This window comes from Paraburkholderia sp. RL18-101-BIB-B (genome assembly GCF_046026985.1).
GTDB lineage: Bacteria > Pseudomonadota > Gammaproteobacteria > Burkholderiales > Burkholderiaceae > Paraburkholderia.
Map to the genome: position 1 here is coordinate 54,618 of NZ_JARESV010000011.1, position 16,837 is coordinate 71,454.

The 16,837-nt window shown below is 61.9% G+C and carries 15 protein-coding genes; 9 read left to right on the forward strand and 6 right to left on the reverse strand.

Annotated features, from left to right (window positions below):
* The first annotated feature begins 65 nt into the window (after window positions 1–65).
* The 6 genes from P0D73_RS18085 to P0D73_RS18110 all read left to right on the forward strand — a co-directional run bounded on the left by P0D73_RS18085 (window position 66) and on the right by P0D73_RS18110 (window position 4,641).
* Window positions 66–479 carry a MarR family winged helix-turn-helix transcriptional regulator gene (locus tag P0D73_RS18085; protein ID WP_408178793.1) on the forward strand — a complete coding sequence of 138 codons (414 nt, stop codon included), beginning with the start codon at window positions 66–68 and terminating at the stop codon, window positions 477–479.
* A 6-nt stretch (window positions 480–485) separates the two neighbouring features.
* Window positions 486–2,276: a chloride channel protein gene (locus P0D73_RS18090; RefSeq protein ID WP_408283243.1), complete on the forward strand. Its 1,791-nt coding sequence runs from the start codon at window positions 486–488 to the stop codon at window positions 2,274–2,276.
* Window positions 2,277–2,563: 287 nt separating this feature from the next.
* Entirely contained in the window at window positions 2,564–3,097 is a 534-nt protein-coding gene (locus P0D73_RS18095; RefSeq protein WP_408432378.1) for a DUF4142 domain-containing protein, read from the forward strand.
* Window positions 3,090–3,467: a cupredoxin domain-containing protein gene (locus P0D73_RS18100; RefSeq protein WP_408283249.1), complete on the forward strand. Its 378-nt coding sequence runs from the start codon at window positions 3,090–3,092 to the stop codon at window positions 3,465–3,467. Before P0D73_RS18095 ends, P0D73_RS18100 begins: the two co-directional genes overlap by 8 nt.
* 39 nt (window positions 3,468–3,506) lie before the next feature.
* Window positions 3,507–4,217, forward strand: coding sequence for an RNA polymerase sigma factor (locus P0D73_RS18105; RefSeq protein WP_408283252.1), 711 nt, complete (start codon window positions 3,507–3,509; stop codon window positions 4,215–4,217).
* Between the two features lie 40 nt (window positions 4,218–4,257).
* A complete protein-coding gene (locus P0D73_RS18110) occupies window positions 4,258–4,641 on the forward strand; it encodes a hypothetical protein (RefSeq protein ID WP_408432380.1) in 384 nt (127 codons plus the stop codon).
* Between the two features lie 5 nt (window positions 4,642–4,646).
* Here the strand turns inward: P0D73_RS18110 and P0D73_RS18115 are convergent, their stop codons facing one another.
* Window positions 4,647–5,042 carry a hypothetical protein gene (locus tag P0D73_RS18115; protein WP_408432382.1) on the reverse strand — a complete coding sequence of 132 codons (396 nt, stop codon included), beginning with the start codon at window positions 5,040–5,042 and terminating at the stop codon, window positions 4,647–4,649.
* A gap of 298 nt (window positions 5,043–5,340) precedes the next feature.
* Between P0D73_RS18115 and P0D73_RS18120 the strand changes: the two genes are divergently transcribed.
* Together P0D73_RS18120 and P0D73_RS18125 are read left to right on the forward strand one after the other, a co-directional pair.
* Window positions 5,341–5,937, forward strand: coding sequence for a hypothetical protein (locus P0D73_RS18120; protein ID WP_408178800.1), 597 nt, complete (start codon window positions 5,341–5,343; stop codon window positions 5,935–5,937).
* A gap of 252 nt (window positions 5,938–6,189) precedes the next feature.
* Window positions 6,190–7,200, forward strand: coding sequence for a hypothetical protein (locus tag P0D73_RS18125; protein ID WP_408178801.1), 1,011 nt, complete (start codon window positions 6,190–6,192; stop codon window positions 7,198–7,200).
* A gap of 60 nt (window positions 7,201–7,260) precedes the next feature.
* On the opposite strand, the gene P0D73_RS18130 is transcribed toward P0D73_RS18125, so the two are convergent.
* Together P0D73_RS18130 and P0D73_RS18135 are read right to left on the reverse strand one after the other, a co-directional pair.
* On the reverse strand, window positions 7,261–8,334 hold the full coding sequence (locus P0D73_RS18130; RefSeq protein WP_132375913.1) for a glycosyltransferase: 1,074 nt from the start codon (window positions 8,332–8,334) through the stop codon (window positions 7,261–7,263).
* On the reverse strand, window positions 8,334–9,587 hold the full coding sequence (locus P0D73_RS18135) for an oligosaccharide flippase family protein (protein ID WP_408178802.1): 1,254 nt from the start codon (window positions 9,585–9,587) through the stop codon (window positions 8,334–8,336). The genes P0D73_RS18130 and P0D73_RS18135 overlap by 1 nt, the downstream gene beginning before the upstream one ends.
* Window positions 9,588–9,930: 343 nt before the next feature.
* Here P0D73_RS18135 and P0D73_RS18140 point away from each other — a divergent pair, with 343 nt between their 5' ends.
* Entirely contained in the window at window positions 9,931–11,121 is a 1,191-nt protein-coding gene (locus P0D73_RS18140; RefSeq protein WP_408178803.1) for a glycosyltransferase, read from the forward strand.
* 96 nt (window positions 11,122–11,217) lie between these two features.
* Here the strand turns inward: P0D73_RS18140 and P0D73_RS18145 are convergent, their stop codons facing one another.
* The 3 genes from P0D73_RS18145 to P0D73_RS18155 form a co-directional block, all read right to left on the reverse strand.
* Window positions 11,218–12,378: a hypothetical protein gene (locus P0D73_RS18145; protein ID WP_408178804.1), complete on the reverse strand. Its 1,161-nt coding sequence runs from the start codon at window positions 12,376–12,378 to the stop codon at window positions 11,218–11,220.
* 54 nt (window positions 12,379–12,432) lie between these two features.
* The gene (locus P0D73_RS18150) at window positions 12,433–14,787 is read right to left on the reverse strand and encodes a polysaccharide biosynthesis tyrosine autokinase (protein ID WP_408315417.1); all 2,355 of its coding nucleotides are present in this window, start codon (window positions 14,785–14,787) and stop codon (window positions 12,433–12,435) included.
* A 340-nt stretch (window positions 14,788–15,127) separates the two neighbouring features.
* The gene (locus P0D73_RS18155; protein WP_408283271.1) at window positions 15,128–16,582 is read right to left on the reverse strand and encodes a glycosyl hydrolase; all 1,455 of its coding nucleotides are present in this window, start codon (window positions 16,580–16,582) and stop codon (window positions 15,128–15,130) included.
* Window positions 16,583–16,837 lie beyond the last annotated feature (255 nt).

Here is a 16,837-nt window from a genome sequence, read left to right on the forward strand (position 1 = left end):
AACACGGACATACATATCACGTCATGATATAATTCGTGTTTCACTTCTTTCTCCACGGCACTACGATGAAAACACTCACGCGCGGCTTGACCAAGGCGAACTTCGAGCAACTGTCCGAGTTTCGCTACCAGATGCGGCGCTTCGAGCGTTTTTCTGAACAGGCCGCCCAGGGCGAAGGCATCACGCCGTTGCAGTATCTGCTGCTCCTGCATATCAAGGGTTATCCGGAGCGCGACTGGGCGACCGTCGGCGAGCTTGCGGAACGGCTGCAGGCGCAGCATCACGGCGTAGTCGCGCTCGTGTCCCGCTGCGAGGCGCTCGATCTGGTCCGCAGGAAGGTCAGTGAGACGGACCGCCGCCAGGTCGAGGTTCATCTGTTGAAGGCGGGCGAGCAGGTGCTCGCCCGTCTCGCCGAGATGCACCGTACCGAGCTGAAGTCGCTCAAAGGCGCGTTTAATGTCCCCCAGATCGATATTTGAGTCGCCATGAGTCTCGATACCCATAAGCGCGATTTTTCCATCAATGCGCGGCTTCCTGGCATTTCCGCGCTCGCCGCGGGGATCGGCGCTCTCAGCACGCTCGCGGCGTTCGTGCTGTTGAGCCTGATTCATCTATTCACCAATCTGTTTTTCTTTCAGCAATTTTCGTTTGCGGACCGCTCACCCGCCGTCAACACGTTGGGTGTCTGGGTGGTGGTCATCCCTGTGATCGGCGGTCTGATCGTCGGTCTAATGGCGCGTTACGGCTCGGAGAAGATTCGCGGGCATGGCATTCCCGAAGCGATCGAGGCCATCCTGTTCGGCAAGAGCCGCATGTCGCCGAAGGTGGCGATTCTCAAGCCGCTGTCTTCCGGCATCGTGATCGGCAGCGGCGGCCCGTTCGGGGCGGAAGGCCCGATCATCATGACAGGCGGCGCACTGGGCTCGCTGATCGCGCAGTGCGTGAAGGTCACGTCCGCGGAACGCAAGACGCTGCTGGTAGCCGGCGCGGCGGCGGGCATGACAGCGGTCTTCGGCACGCCGGTGGCGGCCGTGCTGCTGGCGGTCGAACTGCTGCTGTTCGAATGGCGCCCGCGCAGTTTTCTGCCGGTCGCCCTCGCGTGTGCCGTCGCGGGATTTGCGCGCGCGGGATTCTTCGGCACCGGGCCGCTGTTTCCGCTCGAAACCGCGCCGCCCGGCGCGCTGTCGCTGCTGTCCTGCGTCATCGCGGGTCTGCTCTCCGGTGCGCTCGCCTCGGGTTTGTCGGCCGCGCTTTATAAAGTCGAGGACCTGTTCGGCAAGCTGCCCATCCACTGGATGTGGTGGCCCGCGCTCGGCGGGCTCGTCGTCGGCATCGGCGGCTTTCTCGAACCGCGTGCGCTGGGCGTCGGCTACGACGTGATCGGCGACCTGTTGCATCAGCACATTGCAATCCAGATCGCGCTGGCGATTCTCATCGTGAAGGCCGTCATCTGGGTCGTGGCGCTGGGCTCGGGTACTTCGGGCGGCGTCCTTGCTCCATTGCTCATGCTGGGCGCGGGACTCGGCGTCTTGCTCGGCCATGTGCTGCCGGGCGGCGAACCCGCCCTGTGGCCGCTCGTCTGCATGGCGGCCACGCTCGGCGCGACTTTGGGCGCGCCGTTGGCCGCCATCGTGTTCGCATTCGGCCTGACGCACGACAGTAACGCACTGCTGCCGCTGCTCGCCGCGACGCTGATCGCGCACGGGTTCGCAACAGTCGTCATGAAGCGTTCCATCATGACAGAGAAAATTGCCCGGCGTGGTTATCACATTTACCGGGAATACGGTGTCGATCCACTCGAGCGCCACCATGTCGACGAGGTGATGTCGCGCACGGTCAAGACAATCGATGCCGACATGTCCGTGGCTGAAGCGCTGGCAACGTACTTCGGCGCGACGCAGACACATCGCGCCTATCCGGTGGTGCGTCAGGGCGCGCTGGTGGGCGTCGTCGATCGCGCGGTGCTGGAGAAAATCCGCGATGGCGACGCAAAAATTGCGCTCGACTCGCGACTCGCCGACGTATTGCGCCAGCGTTCGCCCGCTTTTGCATTACCCGGTGAAACCTGCCGGCTCGTCGCAACGCGGCTTGCGGTGCATGGTCTCGAACGGTTGCCGGTGGTTGCGGATTCCGCAACGTTGCAACTGATCGGCATCGTGTCGCGCAGCGATCTGATCAAGCCGTCTCTCGCGCACTTCGACGAAGAGCACAAGAAAGAGCGGTTCCGGCGCTTGCGAATGGACACCGGCAAGCGGCACTTCCCACCGGTTCCGTAAACCGCCAGAGCTGTCAGCGATTCTTCCGTGCCCCTTCGGGGGCACGCTTGCCTCCTTTTCCCCGCTGTTTCACAGCACTGTCTCCCGCACGACATCGTCCCGACGCCGCGAAGCCACGTCGCGCGTTTCATCGCTATTCGCAAGCGTTCCAAAGACACGCGCGTCGCAAGCCACAACTGGGAACGGGGCTCGCACACGTGACATCCAACACCATATTGACGATCGAATCAGCCGCCGATCGCGCGCGGACCGACCCGGACTCGCCATCATTATTCAGGAGACGCAAGATGAAGATGATCAGCGCAGCACTGCTCAGCGCACTCACGTTGACCGGCCTTCCATGCTGGGCGCAGAGCGCCGGTCCCACCGATGCGCAGATCGCAGCCATCGTCGTGACGGCCAATCAGGTGGATATCGACGCGGGCAAGCTCGCGGAATCGAAAACGAAGTCGAAAGATGTCAAAGCGTTCGCGCAACGCATGGTCACCGATCACAGCGGCGTCAACAAGGCCGCCGCCGACCTTGTGCACAAACTGGGGGTGACGCCGGAAGACAATCCGACGAGCCAGAGTCTCAAGCAAGGCGGCGATGCAAACCTCGCCAATCTGAAGTCGCTCAAGGGCGCGCCATTCGACCGGGCGTATATCGATCACGAGGTCACCTATCACGAGAACGTTCTCGACGCGCTCGACAAGACGTTGATTCCGGACGCGCAGAACGCGGAATTGAAGGCGCTGCTCGTCAAGGTGCGCCCAGCCTTTGTCGCGCATCTCAAGCACGCGAGGCATTTGCAGGCTGCGCTGGGCAAGAGCGGTGGGTAATCCGACAGTTCGCGCGGCCGGGAAGCGCCGGAGCAAGAGACGTACGAGTGGTTTCGTTCGCGCCTGCGCGCTCCTTGCGATCGTCGTGACGTCACTGGCCGGCGTTTCCAACGCTGTGGCGAAAACCTATCTGATCGTGATCGAGCAGATGCGTTTCGATCCTCCGGTGCTCATCGTGCACCGCGGGGATCGTGTGATGTGGGTCAATAAGGATCTGTTTCCCCACACGGCGAGCGCCATGTCGAAAGCGTTCGATTCACGCGAAATCGCGCCGAATGCATCGTGGACCTATGTGGCACGGGAGACCGGCAGCTATCCGTATCGGTGCACCCTCCACGCCACGATGCGTGGCACAGTGATCGTGCAATAACGGATGCACAATGCGTGGAGGCAACCTGGCGAGGCAGTCATGACGAACATCGCTGAAGCACGTTCAAGCTTTGCCGCGGACGACGAACGTGAAACAGTCCGCCGCATCGTCGCGGGAGATCGATCGGCGTTCGAACTGCTGATGCGCCGGCACAACCGGCGCTTGTATCGTCTCGCGCGCGCCACGCTGCGTGACGCGGCGGAAGCCGAAGACGCGCTGCAGGCGGCGTATCTATCGGCCTACAGATCGATCGCCCGGTTTCGTGGCGATGCCACCCTTCTCACCTGGCTGTCCCGTCTGGTGCTCAATGAATGCTATGGACGCCTGCGCCGGGAAGCTCGCCGTCAGAACGTGATTCCGATGGTGGACGCCAACACTCACGTCGATATCGATGCCATGATCGCGCAAGATTCCGATTCCCCAGAAAAGGCGGCCGCGCGCGCCGAGTTGCGGACATTGCTCGAGCGCAAGCTGGACGAATTGCCGGAAGCCTTTCGCGTTGTGTTCGTGCTGCGTTCAGTCGAGGAAATGAGCGTCGAGGAGACAGCGCAATGTCTCGACATCCCGGAAGCGACGGTGCGCAGCCGGCACTTCCGCGCCAAGAGCCTGCTGCGCGAATCATTGGCGCACGAGATCGATCTCGCCGAGCGCGACGTCTTCGAATTCGGTGGTGCGCATTGCGACCGGGTGGTCGCCAACGTACTAAACCGGCTAGCCGATGAGGATGGTCAGCCGTTCACTTGTGGTTGAGATTTGTTTGCACGCTGTTGGCAGATGGAGAGAGTCGCCTATGCGCCGTCGATACAAATCGGCCGTTTTCGCCGACGCCATTCGCAGTGTCTGGGCGATCCTGGCCCTGCTCGCCGCGGCGGCAAGCTCGAGCGCCGAGGCGCGCGAGATCAAAGTCGTGTCGGGAACCTATGGCAAGAACTGCGGCGCGTCACGAGGCAACGCGACTGCAGACCTCGCCCGCCAGTGCAACGGTCTGCAGACCTGCCGGTACGTGCTGCACAAGGCACCCACAGGCACTCCATCCGAGCGCTGCCGCACGGACTTCCGCGCCGAATGGTTTTGCACCGGCACCGAATTCCATACCGCCGCGCTCAGCGCTCAAGCAGAGCCGGGCAGCACACTCGTGCGGAGTTGCGTCGAAGAGACCGGCGCGGGCAAATAACCGCCTCACTTCTGCGGACGGGCCCGCAGGGCGTTCTGCGCCATCCACCTGAGCCGCTCGCAGTCAGCCTTGACTCTCGATTTGAATTCCGCCGGATCGTGCAACCGCATGGCGTTCATCTGAATGCCTTCCTTCTCGCCGCGGCGCCATCCGGTCTGCCATTGCAGGTCGAAGGTGCTGGCATCATGCAGCACCTTGCGCAGGCGCTCCTTGTACGCGCCAATACGTTCGGGCGAGGTCCCGCAGAATTCCTGGGCGAAGTGAGCCCGCTCACCCGCGGCTTGCGCATTGGCGTTCGCGGTTTCCTCGTTCGCCACGCCCGGCAGCGGCCATGCCACCGACAGCAACAACACGGATGCCACCGGCAACAGCATTCGATAGCAGTACTGCCATTTCCTCATGTCCGACTCCTTACCGTCCACGACGGCGCATCCGTCCAATCAACCCGGCACGGCCGCATCGCCCAGGGATACTCCCTACGTTTTCCGCCATTTCACGCCGATCTGTCTTGATTCGACTGCAGGATGGCGGTTTCGCGCGCTATGCGAGTGTATTGCGTTGACAATACACGGTGTTACGCTCAAGAAAGCAGCCTTCGCGGCAGTGAGCCGCCGTTCAGCGGCAGAACAGCAGCCATAGAACATACCGCGAAGCGCGAATGCCTACGAGAGGCGAAACATCGCTGCGGGAGCGACTGCGATGCAAATCAAAACATATACCGGACTGACGCTATTGGTGTTTAGCAGTGCTGCTTTCGCATGGCAGCCACTCACCTATCCAATTCGAAGTCAAAGCCCTTATCAGCGCAGTATCGACACCGCGATGTGTTACGCGACGGCGAACAAGCAGACCAAGGTCAACATCGTCCGTGAGCCGCAGATTCCACCGCGCAAGCCGGCTGCCACCATGACGTCGTCGACCGGCGTACCGTCGCGGCCGCCATTGCCGCCCAGCACCTTCTCGTCCGCGCCGATCGGCGCGAGCATGCCGGCCGCCGCCGCGCCGGGCGCGAGCGCGCCCGCAGAGACTACGGCGGCGACGGCGACGAAGGGCGCCTCGGCGCCCACGGCGGCGAGCGCGACTTCGGCGGGCACCACGACCACGGCCGCCACGGCGGCATCGGCGACGAGCGCGGGCAACAGCGCCTCGGAAACGGCGGCTGCGAGCGAGGCGCAGATGGCTGCGGCATCCAGCGTGAAGCTGCCACCTCTGCCGGCGCCCGAGCCGCCAATGACACAGTATTGGGCCGCGTATGGCGCGTGCATGCAAGCGCGGGGTTACGTCGTCGCACAGTAACCCTGCTTGCAAGCCTCGTTACGGTGCCTTGTTTTTTTCTGATTGTGGCGCCGGCATTCGACGCCCCTTTGCGACACGGCGATGCTTAGCGACTTTACTTCCGATCAGCACGATCCCCTCCGATGCGGGCACTGCGGTGTCCCGCTAGCCGGTCGCTTCACGCCCTGTCCTTCGTGCCATCGGCGGCCGGTCGATTCGTTCGGCGCGCGTTCGGCGCCGCCTCCCTCGCTCAAAGTCCCGCTGAAGGATCCATTGGACGATCCACAGCCGCTCGTCGACAGCCGTCTGCCGACACGCAAGATCTGGAACCCGTCCTCGCGCGCGCTGGTCAATCCCTACGAGTTCATCGAGGAGCCCGTGGTCGCCGTGTCCGCCTATCAGCGACTGCGCCAGCCCCTCGTGCTGGGCGCATCGGTGCTGGTGGTGACGTCCGCGGTGTATCTGGGGTTCATCCATAGCAACGACTCGGATGTCGGCACGCCTATCGCGGTTTCCGGCAAGGTGCGCACGCAAAACGTCCCGCCGCTCGTCGTCATTCCGCAGAAGCCCACGGCCGCTGTCGCGCAGCGGTCCGCGCCTGCCACCCCGCCGAAACCCGCGACCATCGTCGCCCAGAAGCCTGCAGCCGTCGCCACCCAGAAACCCGCCACCATCGCCACCCAGAAGCCCGCCACCGCCATCGCGCAGAAGCCCGCGGCAGTGCCCCCTGTCGTCGCACCAAAGTCCGCGGCCACCGTCGCCGCCGCGCGGTCCGCGCCCGTGCGTTCGCCGCCGGTTCCGCCACCGGCCGCCACGCCACCGCTTTCGCGCCGAGTCGCATCCGTTGGACCCGAGACGAAGCGAAATCCGGGCGGCCAGTCAGGCAACCCGCCGGATCAACCGCGCGCGGATGTGTCGCGGCATCTCAGAGCTGCCCGTGCCAATCTGCAGCAGAACAATCTTTCGGCGACCCGAGGGCGCCTCGCAGCAGCCATCGCCGCGCAGCCGGATAATCGCGACGCGTTGAACTTGCGCTCGACAGTGAGTCAACGCGAACAGCAGCGCGACGCGCTACTGAGCCTTGCGCGAGGCTGCGGATATATCGCTCGATGGACGTGCGTCTCGCACAACGCCGGCACGGCACTGCAGATCGATTCGAGCAGCAAGGAAGCACAGCGTCTCGTGACGCTTGCACAGCGCGAAACCGAACTGCAGATGCCGCCGCCCGCGGAACCCGCACCCGAGCCGCCGCCCGACACACGCGACGTGGCCATCCATCATTGACACAAGAGGCCGCTTCGATCAGTCATGCAGGAATGGAACAGGACAGGTGCGCGCTGCGCCCTAGCGGGCCGGCACGGCCAGACTCACCTGACGCGCGATTGCGCGATAGCGGTCAGCGGTATCCCTGAGCGTCAAGCCGGCCAGCGAGCGTTCCGCCCGCGCCTGCCCTAGCGCAACGATCACCGCCTCGGCATAGCACTGCACATTGCCGGTATCGACCAATTGGACGCCGGGAAATCCGCTCGCGAAAGCGAAGGCCGGAATCTTGCTCGCCACGATCGGCACGCCGGAAGCCAGCGCTTCGAGAAAAGCCACACTGTGCGCCTCGGATTGCGACGGCATGACGAACACGTTCGACTCCGACAGCACGGTAGCGACATCGGTGCGCGGACCTGCCACCGCGACGCGCTCCGCGATGCCCAGCGTCTTCGCCAGCGCGACGACCGCGCGGTGATAGTCGGGGTCTTCGATGACGCCGTACAACACGAGCCGTGCGTCTTTCTCGTGCTTGAGGACTTCGTTGAAAGCCCGCACCGTCAGCAGTTGATTTTTGACCGCCGCGTACCGGCCGATCTGCACCACCTGCGGCGTGCGGCCGTCGCGCTCCACGCCGTCGGTGAACGCGAAGCGCGCGATGTCCACGCCGTTCGGCACGACGGTCATCGACGGATGCGGCCCGATGGCCTGCACATAGTCCGTCACCCCCTGCTCCGACACGCCGATCACCATCCGGGCGCGTCCCGACAGGACATGCTCGACGCGCCTGAACAGCGGGCGCTCGAAGTCGTTGGTCGCCGAATGCATGACGTAGACCACCGGCACGCGCAACGGCAATGCGCGCGCGTAAAACGACGGAATGGTCGCGTGTGCAAAGATCACATCCGGATGAAAACGCCGCACGGCGCCGAACAGATGGCACAACTTGATGAACGCACGATGCCGCCGCTCTGGAAAGAAGCACTGCACGCCGTGGCTTTCGAGGTCGTTCTGCAAGGGCGCGAAATCGGCATGCGCCGGCAACAGCGAAGCCACGCACACTGCCATGCCTTCGGCACACTGATCGAGCGCGAGGTCCTTAGCCAGGACTTCAGCTCCCGACAGACGCGGCGCAAGAACCAGGTGAAAGACACGCATCATGGTGTCCTTGCCGTCAACGTCCTGAAGAGCATCCACGCGGCGGCGCAGCCAAGGCCGAGCGTCATGGACCAGGCAATGCCCGTCACGCCCCAATAATGCACGGCGGGAGGCGCGCTCAACACCAGCACCACGACCTGGATCGCCGACGCATGCACGGTCGCCTTCGCGTCTCCCACCGCGCGCAGATAGGCCACGAGCACTGCGATCAAAGCGCCGATTGCCATATTGATCACCAGGATCCTGAAGAGCGGCACTGCCGGCAGCCATGCCGCGCCGAGAATCAGCGAGAAGAGCGGCTCGGCGATCAGCCGCAGCACCGCGACGAAAGCCGCGAGCCCGATCGCGATCACCAGCAGATAGATCTTGATGATGCGCGACGCCGACTCCGGACTACGGCGATGATGCGCCGCGAAGGTCGGAAAGAGGTATTGCGACATGGCGATCGCGGCGTCGGCGAGCAGCATCTGCGCGAGCCGCGACGACATCTGATAGCTGCCCAGTTGCGCCGGCCCGAGCAGTTTGCCGACCACCACCTTGTCGAACTGATTGAGCAGTAGATTGATCACGCTGCTGGCCCAGATCCAGCGGCTGAAACCGACATAGTGGCCGATGCCCGACCACACCGCGCGGATCGGCGGACGCGGTTTCATGGTCGCCCAGGTCAGCGTGCTTTTCAGGCTCTCGCCGGCCACGAGGCCGATCAGCACCGAAGACGCGCCGGCGCCGAAATACGCGAGCGCGAGCCCCACCGTGCAGTCGACGAATGACGCCGCCACCTCCACACCGGCGATATGCTGGAAGCGCCGCTCGCGCTGCACCACGTAATAAGCGGGCGACGCCAGACCGCGCAGCAACGGCAGCAGCGCCGCGAGTTGGATCAGGATCAGCGAGCCGTCCAGATGGAACTGGCTGCTCAGCAATGGGGCGAGCGCGACCAGCAGCAGCGAAATGAGCACACCTCGCGCCGTCAATGTCGTCCACACCGCGCCGAGCTGCGAGCGCGACGGCGGATGTTCGCCTTGAATGACCGCTTGCGCGAGGCCGGTATCGGACAGCGCCTCGGCAATCGCCACCGCGAGCAGAGCCACGCTCACGCTGCCGATCGCCGCCGGCCCTAGCATCCGGCCAATCGCAAGAAATTTGATCGCTACAAGTCCACGCACGGCGAACTGCTGTAGCAGGACCCACGTCGCCGCACTCGCGCCGAAGCTGCCCGCCACCGAGAACGCCGGAAGCCTGATCGCCCGCAAGCTATTTCTCCGTCGAATCGGAGCGCCGTTGAATCGGCCGCGCAGAGCGATTTCAAGCATCGCTCTGCGAACGCCGCCGGCGCATAATTTGTTAGGTTGCACCAGCAAGCTGGCGAGGTTTTTTCATCGAACTCTATGCACGACCATACCGCGAGAGAATCGCCTACAACCGCCATCAGCTAGGCCGGTTCGGCCTAAGCCGACACCCCCTAGTACGCTGAACCACAAAGCCGGACAAATTAGTGGTTACACGGATTCCGGCGGTGCTAACGTTGCTCAGCTAGCGCCATGCGGGAACGGGCGCACGGGTACTTTTTTTGCAACGCAAATGGCTACCGAAGCGATGGAACAAGACTACGTCCTGATTGTGGAACCGAATCTCACCGGTCACCGCTGGCGATATGTCGAGTGGACCATGCAGGCCTGCGCTGAAGCCGGCTATCCGTGCATGCTCGTGACCGAGTGCGCGAACGAAGACCACCGGCTCCCGAGACAGATCACCGCCGCGAACCGCCCGGACCAGCAGATCGCGTTTGTCGATCCCGAGGAGCAACCCCGCGGCCTCATGCGCGATCCCAACGAATACTGGCGCTTTCACCGCTATTTCAAGCGCGTGCACACGATCATCAGCCGGATGCAGTCGATCCGCCTCGTGGTCGTGCCCTATGTCGATTATTTCTTCTATTCTCTGCCGTTTCTCGGCTCGCCGTTCGGCAAGACGCCTTGGATCGGCATCACGATGCGCTCGACGTTCCATCATCACAAGGTCGGCATCAAGGCGCCCGATCGTCCGGTCGTCAATGCGATCAAGGCGCTGCTCTTCAAGCGCGCGATTCGGACCACCGGCCTGCGCACGCTGCTGACGATCGATCCCACCTTGCCGGAATGGTCAGCGCGCAGTGCATCGAAGCACAGCGCGGCCATTGCCTACGTGGCCGACCCTTTTCCCGATGAACACGCGGAAAACCCCGTACTGGCCCGCGAGCGTCTGGGACTCGATCCCGAGCAGCGCTATCTGCTGGTGTACGGCTCGATCACGGAACGCAAGGGTATCTACGAACTGGTGCATGCGCTGACGCGTCTCGAGCATGCGCCCACGCTGATCGTTGCCGGCGAGCAGGATGCGGGCACGCGTCATTTCATGCGCAATCATGTGCGCAGCCTCAAGCCCGCGCCGCTGGTGCTCGACGCCTTCATTTCCAACGATATGGAACGCGATCTGTTCTCCGCGTGCGACGCCGTCTGGCTCGGCTATAAGGGGCACTACGGCATGAGCGGCGTGCTGGTGCAGGCGTACCGTTTCGGCAAGCCCGTAATCGCGACGGAAGACGGTTTGATCGGCTGGTTCAGCCGGCGTTGCGAGCTGGGGCCGATTCTGAGCGACCTGAGTTCCGCGTCGATCGGCCGCGCGATCACCGAGACCATGACCTCGTGGCCGCATGCGCCTCAAGCCACGCCGTCCGCGCGTGAAGACCTGCTGTCACGGCATACGCTCGGGCAATTCAAGCAGACCTTGCTGCAGCAGATGGCTTGATTGCACGGCAGGTTCTTCAATAAAACACGAGGCGTCCATCATTGCGATGGACGCCTCGTCACATGTGGCGTCGGTTTCGTCACTGACACGGCGAACTCATGTCTTGAAGTACCGCGGAAGTGGCTGGAATTGACGCGAAGGCTCCAAACGGTACGCGCTGTATGCCGCGAATCGAGGCCAGTAGCAAATCAGATAGGCGAGCGGAATAAAAGAGGTGACGGTAGTGACGCTGACGGTGGCGCTGATAAACAGAAATATCATCATGACGAAGCCGTCGCTCGCGGTAAATGCAATGACAGCGAAAACGACCAATGCGCTGAAGATCCCCAGTTCCGCTATCGTGCCGGGAAGACCACCAAACAGCGCACCGAGCGCCATGTCGTCCTGGATCAAACGGATATAGGGAAGGTACTTGTAGTGCGCCATCATGTCGGGTGCGCTGATGCCCTTGACGAGATCCTCCAGCCGCGCATCGAACACGAACGCATAGCCGGCCAACCGGTGGGCAAAGGTGTCCGAGCCGAAGAAATTGTTGGACGCAAGGTACACCGAGATCGCTGAAATCACCGCATAGTAGCCAACCATGACCACCACTGGATGGAGCGAGCGCAATCTGTAACGGAAGGGATACAGCGCAGCGAAAAGGAAAAGCACCATCGACGACTTCGAGAAGCTGATGAAGAGGCCGAAAAGATAGAGAGCAATGAGTTTTTTATTGGGTGAATCGCTGAAGAGATGCAGGATAAGAGACGCCACCAGCAACGACGAGAAAAACCCCGCTTCGCGCGAAAATCCCGAGACCCGAGTGAAGTAGAACACCTCGTAGAAGTTCGTGTTGGTCATCGTCGCGTAGTCGCCCCAAATCAGTTTCGACAGATTGGTTGGCCCGAGCAGGAGCGAGAAATCACGATTGACGTAGTACATCGCGAATTGCACGGTTGCGAACAGGATATTGATGACCATCCACGGATGAAGGTAGCTGATGCGGCGCTCTGTCGTGTACATCAGATAGCCGATGCAGATGCCGATCGACAGGACCCGCACCGCCGCGGAGGGAGAAGTCAACGCGCTTGCCATAACCGCGATCAGCAATGGGCCGGCCCAGCGACGCGCCGTACCGGCGAGGAAGCGGGAAAAATCCAGATCGAGGAACGGGATCACGAGATAGAAATAAAGGGTGATTCCGTTCACCTGCGGATTGAGAATCACGCAGGTAAAAAACATGTAGAACAGCACGGATACTAGTCTGGAGTACATTGTTTTCTCAATGCAGGAACGCGCGACAACCGGCGGCCGACCGGCCGGCGGCGATCACGATGCGCCATGCTGTTGCGGTGGCGGAGCACTCGCCGCGGCATAGGCCGCTGCATAGCCGTAGCTGCGTTTCTCGCTGCGCCGTCGCGGCATCGCGTTGAATATCATGCCGATCAGACGCGCGCCGGCGCGATCAAGACTTTGCGCGGTGTCCTCGAGTTCCCGTTCGCTCTGGGCGCTCGGACGTACTACGAGCACCGTCGATCCGCCGAGAGAGGCGATCAGGTTTGCATCGCTCACCGCGAGCACCGGCGGTGTATCAACGATGATCACGTCATACAATTCGCCAAGACGGTCGAGGAGTTGTTGCATGCGGGGAGTCGAGAGCAGCCGGGACGGATTGGACGGGTACCGCCCTGCAGCGATAAACGAAAGTCCATGAACACCTGTGTTTCGAATCACGTGATTGACGTCGACCTGGCCAGCCAGAACTTCGGCGAGGCCACCCGCACCGGTCTGCTTCATGATGGCGGCCAATTGGCCGCGGCGCATGTCGCCGTCGATCAGCAGTACCCGTTTTCCGGCCTCCGCGCTGAGGACGGCCAGATTCGAAGAGATAAAACTCTTTCCCGTGCCGGGCGTCGCGCCTGTCACGACAAGCACGTTATTCGGCGCGTCCTGAATCTGCCGTTGCAACGACGCGCGTATGCCCCGTAAAGCTTCAAGCGGCATGTCATCGTACCCGTCGGTGGCGAGCAGGAAGCGGCCGCCGGCCAACACGGGATCTTGCGGAGCAGAGCCGCTATAGGCCAATCTGGGCGGCGATCCGGTTATCCTTTCGGCCCCTGTTTGCTGTGCTCTCCCCGAAAGGCCTTTCTTCGCCGGCTGCAAGTTCAGACTCTGCGCACGGTCCAGCCGGGCCTGCTCGTCACTGAACAACACGTGACCAAAGACAGGCAGGTTCAGATGGCGCTCGGCCGCCAGCGAGTTCTCGAGCGCCGACGACCATAGGCGCCGCACAAAGACGTACAGGAACGCCGCGATCAGACCGCCGGCGGCGCCCACGCCGATCACTAGCGGGCGCTTGGGTTTCACAGGGTCCACGGGCAACAGCGCGGTGTCGATGATGTGTACGTTCCCAAGCGTCCCAGCCTGCGTCACCGCCAGTTCGTTGGATTTGTTGACCATAGCAACATAGATATCTTCGGCGACCTTGACGTTGCGTGTGAGGTCGGCCGACCGGCGCTCGGACGCGGGCAACTGGTCAAAGCGCGCTTCGAACGCGCTCTTGGCATTCTGCAGAAGTTCGAGTTGGCTATTGACGGTCTGCACGTCACGCGAGTTTGCTGCAAAGTGACTTTCCAGCGCCGCTTTTTGCACCTTGAGCATCGCGATCTGACGGTCGAACTCAATGCTGCCCTGGAGGTAGGACGCGGCTTCGGTACCCGCCTGCATCGAGCTCGACGCGGTTCTGTACTGGCTCAGTTCGGCCTCCGCTTGCGTCAGGTTGGCGTGAAGCTTCGGCAGTTCTCCAACGATAAAGTCACGGGTCGTGAGGGCCTCGGTGCGGTGCTGCGCTATATGAGAAGCGATATAGCCCTGGGCGATGCCGTTGGCAATTGCGCGAGCCAGTTCCGGATCGGTGTTTTCATAGATGATCTGCACGACGCCGGTGTCCTTACCCGACTCGCTGACTTTCAACTGATGCTGGAAACGTTCGATTGCCTTGACGTCGCTAAAGCGCACGAGCGTGAATTCGGTTCCGGGGCGCGCGACGAGCCGATCCATCGTAAGCGCCACGCCGTTGGCCTGGGAGGGTACGCCGGGTGCGCCCGTGAGCAAGGTCCGCCCTTTCGGATCGGTGAGACGGTAGTGACCGCCAGCGAGAGCGGTCAACGTCAGTGATTCGTCTTCGAGCCAAGCCGGAACAGTCAGCGAACCGACCGACGCTTCCTCTCCGCCCCATGCAAAGGAGCCCAAACCGATGGGCGCCGGCATTGGCTCACCCGGCGTGGCAAATTGGCTGGTGATCGCTCCGATAACGGGGATGCGGTTCGGCGTGATTGAGGTGTCCTGCTTAAATTTCTTGATCACCGGCGCAATCACGCTCCGGCTTTGGATGATCTGAATCTCCGCCTCGGTAGGCAACGTGGGCGGAACGACCTGCTCCGGCGTCTTCGACGCTTGACCGAGCGCATTGGGCTGAGGGAAATCAACTTTGACCAACGCATCCGCGGAATAGACGGGGGTTGCTGCGAATGCATACAGCGCGGCCAGTCCCGTGACCACCGCGACAATGCCGACGATCAACCACACGTTGTCCACGATCAGGCGTGCTAGTTCGCCGGCGGAAAACGCATCGACGTTGTTCCGTAGCCCAACCGGCGCAGTACGGGAAACACTCGAATTCATACGACGAACTCCTTGTTTGTTAGAACCAGAGTGAACCACTGGCCGGGAAATCCTCTTCCCGAACGCGCCTCGCAGTTCGACAGGCGCATCAGATTGGATCAGGGGATCCGTCACGCTTGCGTGAGGATCAAGGGGTCGTTGGTGGCAGGGGTGGAGCGGTCCGGTCTCGCCTGACAGATTGCGGCGCCGCAGCGACATCGTCTGTGCTGTAACGCACACGACTTAAAAATCGCGCTACACAGAAGGGACGGACCAAAAGAAACAGCCCGCGGCTTATAGAAAGCGCGGGCTGCGGAGGTAGAAGGCTTGCTGCGCCGGGACGCCGGCGCGACGGATCGGGTTAGACCGGATTGGCGGCAACGAAATTCTTGAAGGCCGCATAAGACGGATTCTTTGTGACGCCGTCTGCCTGTATGAGGCCGAAGTCCGGATCGATCAGGCAGTACATCTGGACGGATTGAATGTTGTATTGATCCTTGAGCGATCGATACTCCGTCAGCGCCTTGGTTACATAGCTAGCCTGTTGCGCCGGGGTGACCTGGTTGCCCTGCCAGCCCCATTCCGTCAACCAGATCGGCAGGTTAAAGGAGTCTTTCAGAACTTGCAGTACATTCAGGCAAGCGTTGTTTCGCCAGCCACAAATGATATCGCCTGAACTCTGGTACCAGTGGTAAGTCGTGTAGTCCCAGCGAACCTGCGCTGCGCCTGAGACGCCGTTAGCCGAGCCGTTGGGCGTGATGCCGCTCCACAGCATCTGCAAGGCGCGATAGGCAAGCGGGACACCAACGTTGACGCCGCATTGGATCGTCGGGTCGATCGCCTTCACGCCGTCGATCATGCCCCGAATCACGCCGCGGAATGCCGGCCAGATCGCGGGACTATAGTTGTTCGTGTTGCTACCGTCACCGTTCGTAATCAGGCCGTTCGAGTCGAGCTCGTTACCGCACTCGATGTACTTGACGAGGCCCTTCAGCGGCTTGGCGATGGACGATCCCAGGTTGTAGCCCAACGTGTATGCGGCCGATTCGGAACCGTTCTGGTTATACGCCGTCGACCAGACGTTAATACAGGGCATGATGGACACGCCGCTGCCGGCAAACGCACCGGTCAATGCGTTGGCGACCGTCTGAGCCATGCCTGCGTCTGCTACGTCGACGCGATAGGTCGTAACGCCGAGATCCTTGAGCAACGCCAATTGGGCAGCTGCCGACATGGTGTGGTAGATACCGTCGGGCCACGCAAGGTGGCCATTCATGCCGTAGAACAGCGAGCCCGAAGTCGACCCGGAAGTCGCCCGGGTGACGTTGACCGTGATGGTCTGCGTGGTCTTGGTGCCGCCCGCTTGTCCCGCCGCAACGGAAAATGCGACCACATCGATCTGATGCGAACCCACGGTCAATTTAGTCGTATCAACCTGGATGGAAAATTTGCCGCTGCTCGGCGTCGTGTCCGCGCCGATCTTGGCGACCGTCGCGTGGTCGTAAACGGCCACGTTGCGCCAGTTGGTGCCGGCTGTGCCGGTCACTGTGATGGTACCGGAGATAGTCGCGTTGGCCGCAGGGGTCGTCACGGTGAAGCCGCTTGAGCCGGCCCTGTTGGCCACACTTGCGTCATTGGCTACCGCCGCGGGTGAGTCGCCGCTGCCACCGCCGCCGCATGCGGAAAGTGCAATCGACCCGGCACCTGCGACGAGACCGGCGAGGAACTTCCTTCGAGGTACTGATTCAGCAGGAACCAAAGAAGGGACGGACAGTGGAAGATGTTGCTGATTTTTCGGTCGGGTAGGTAAGGTCATGAGTACAACTTACGCAGTTCGGTTGGGGATCGCAGTATATGTGCCCGCCTTTTTCGTATGTTGTAACTGGATGTAAAAGCGCAGCGATAAGGCGAACTATCTCCAGACTTATGCGAAGAAGCAAATATCCGCATTACGCGTATCTAAAAAGAGAACATATGTGCGCCGCCGCACATACGAACTGTTGTGTCCGCGCAGCAGTAAAACAATTATTTACCTATTAATTAGGGGTTTTCAGCACTTAATTTTTGTGCT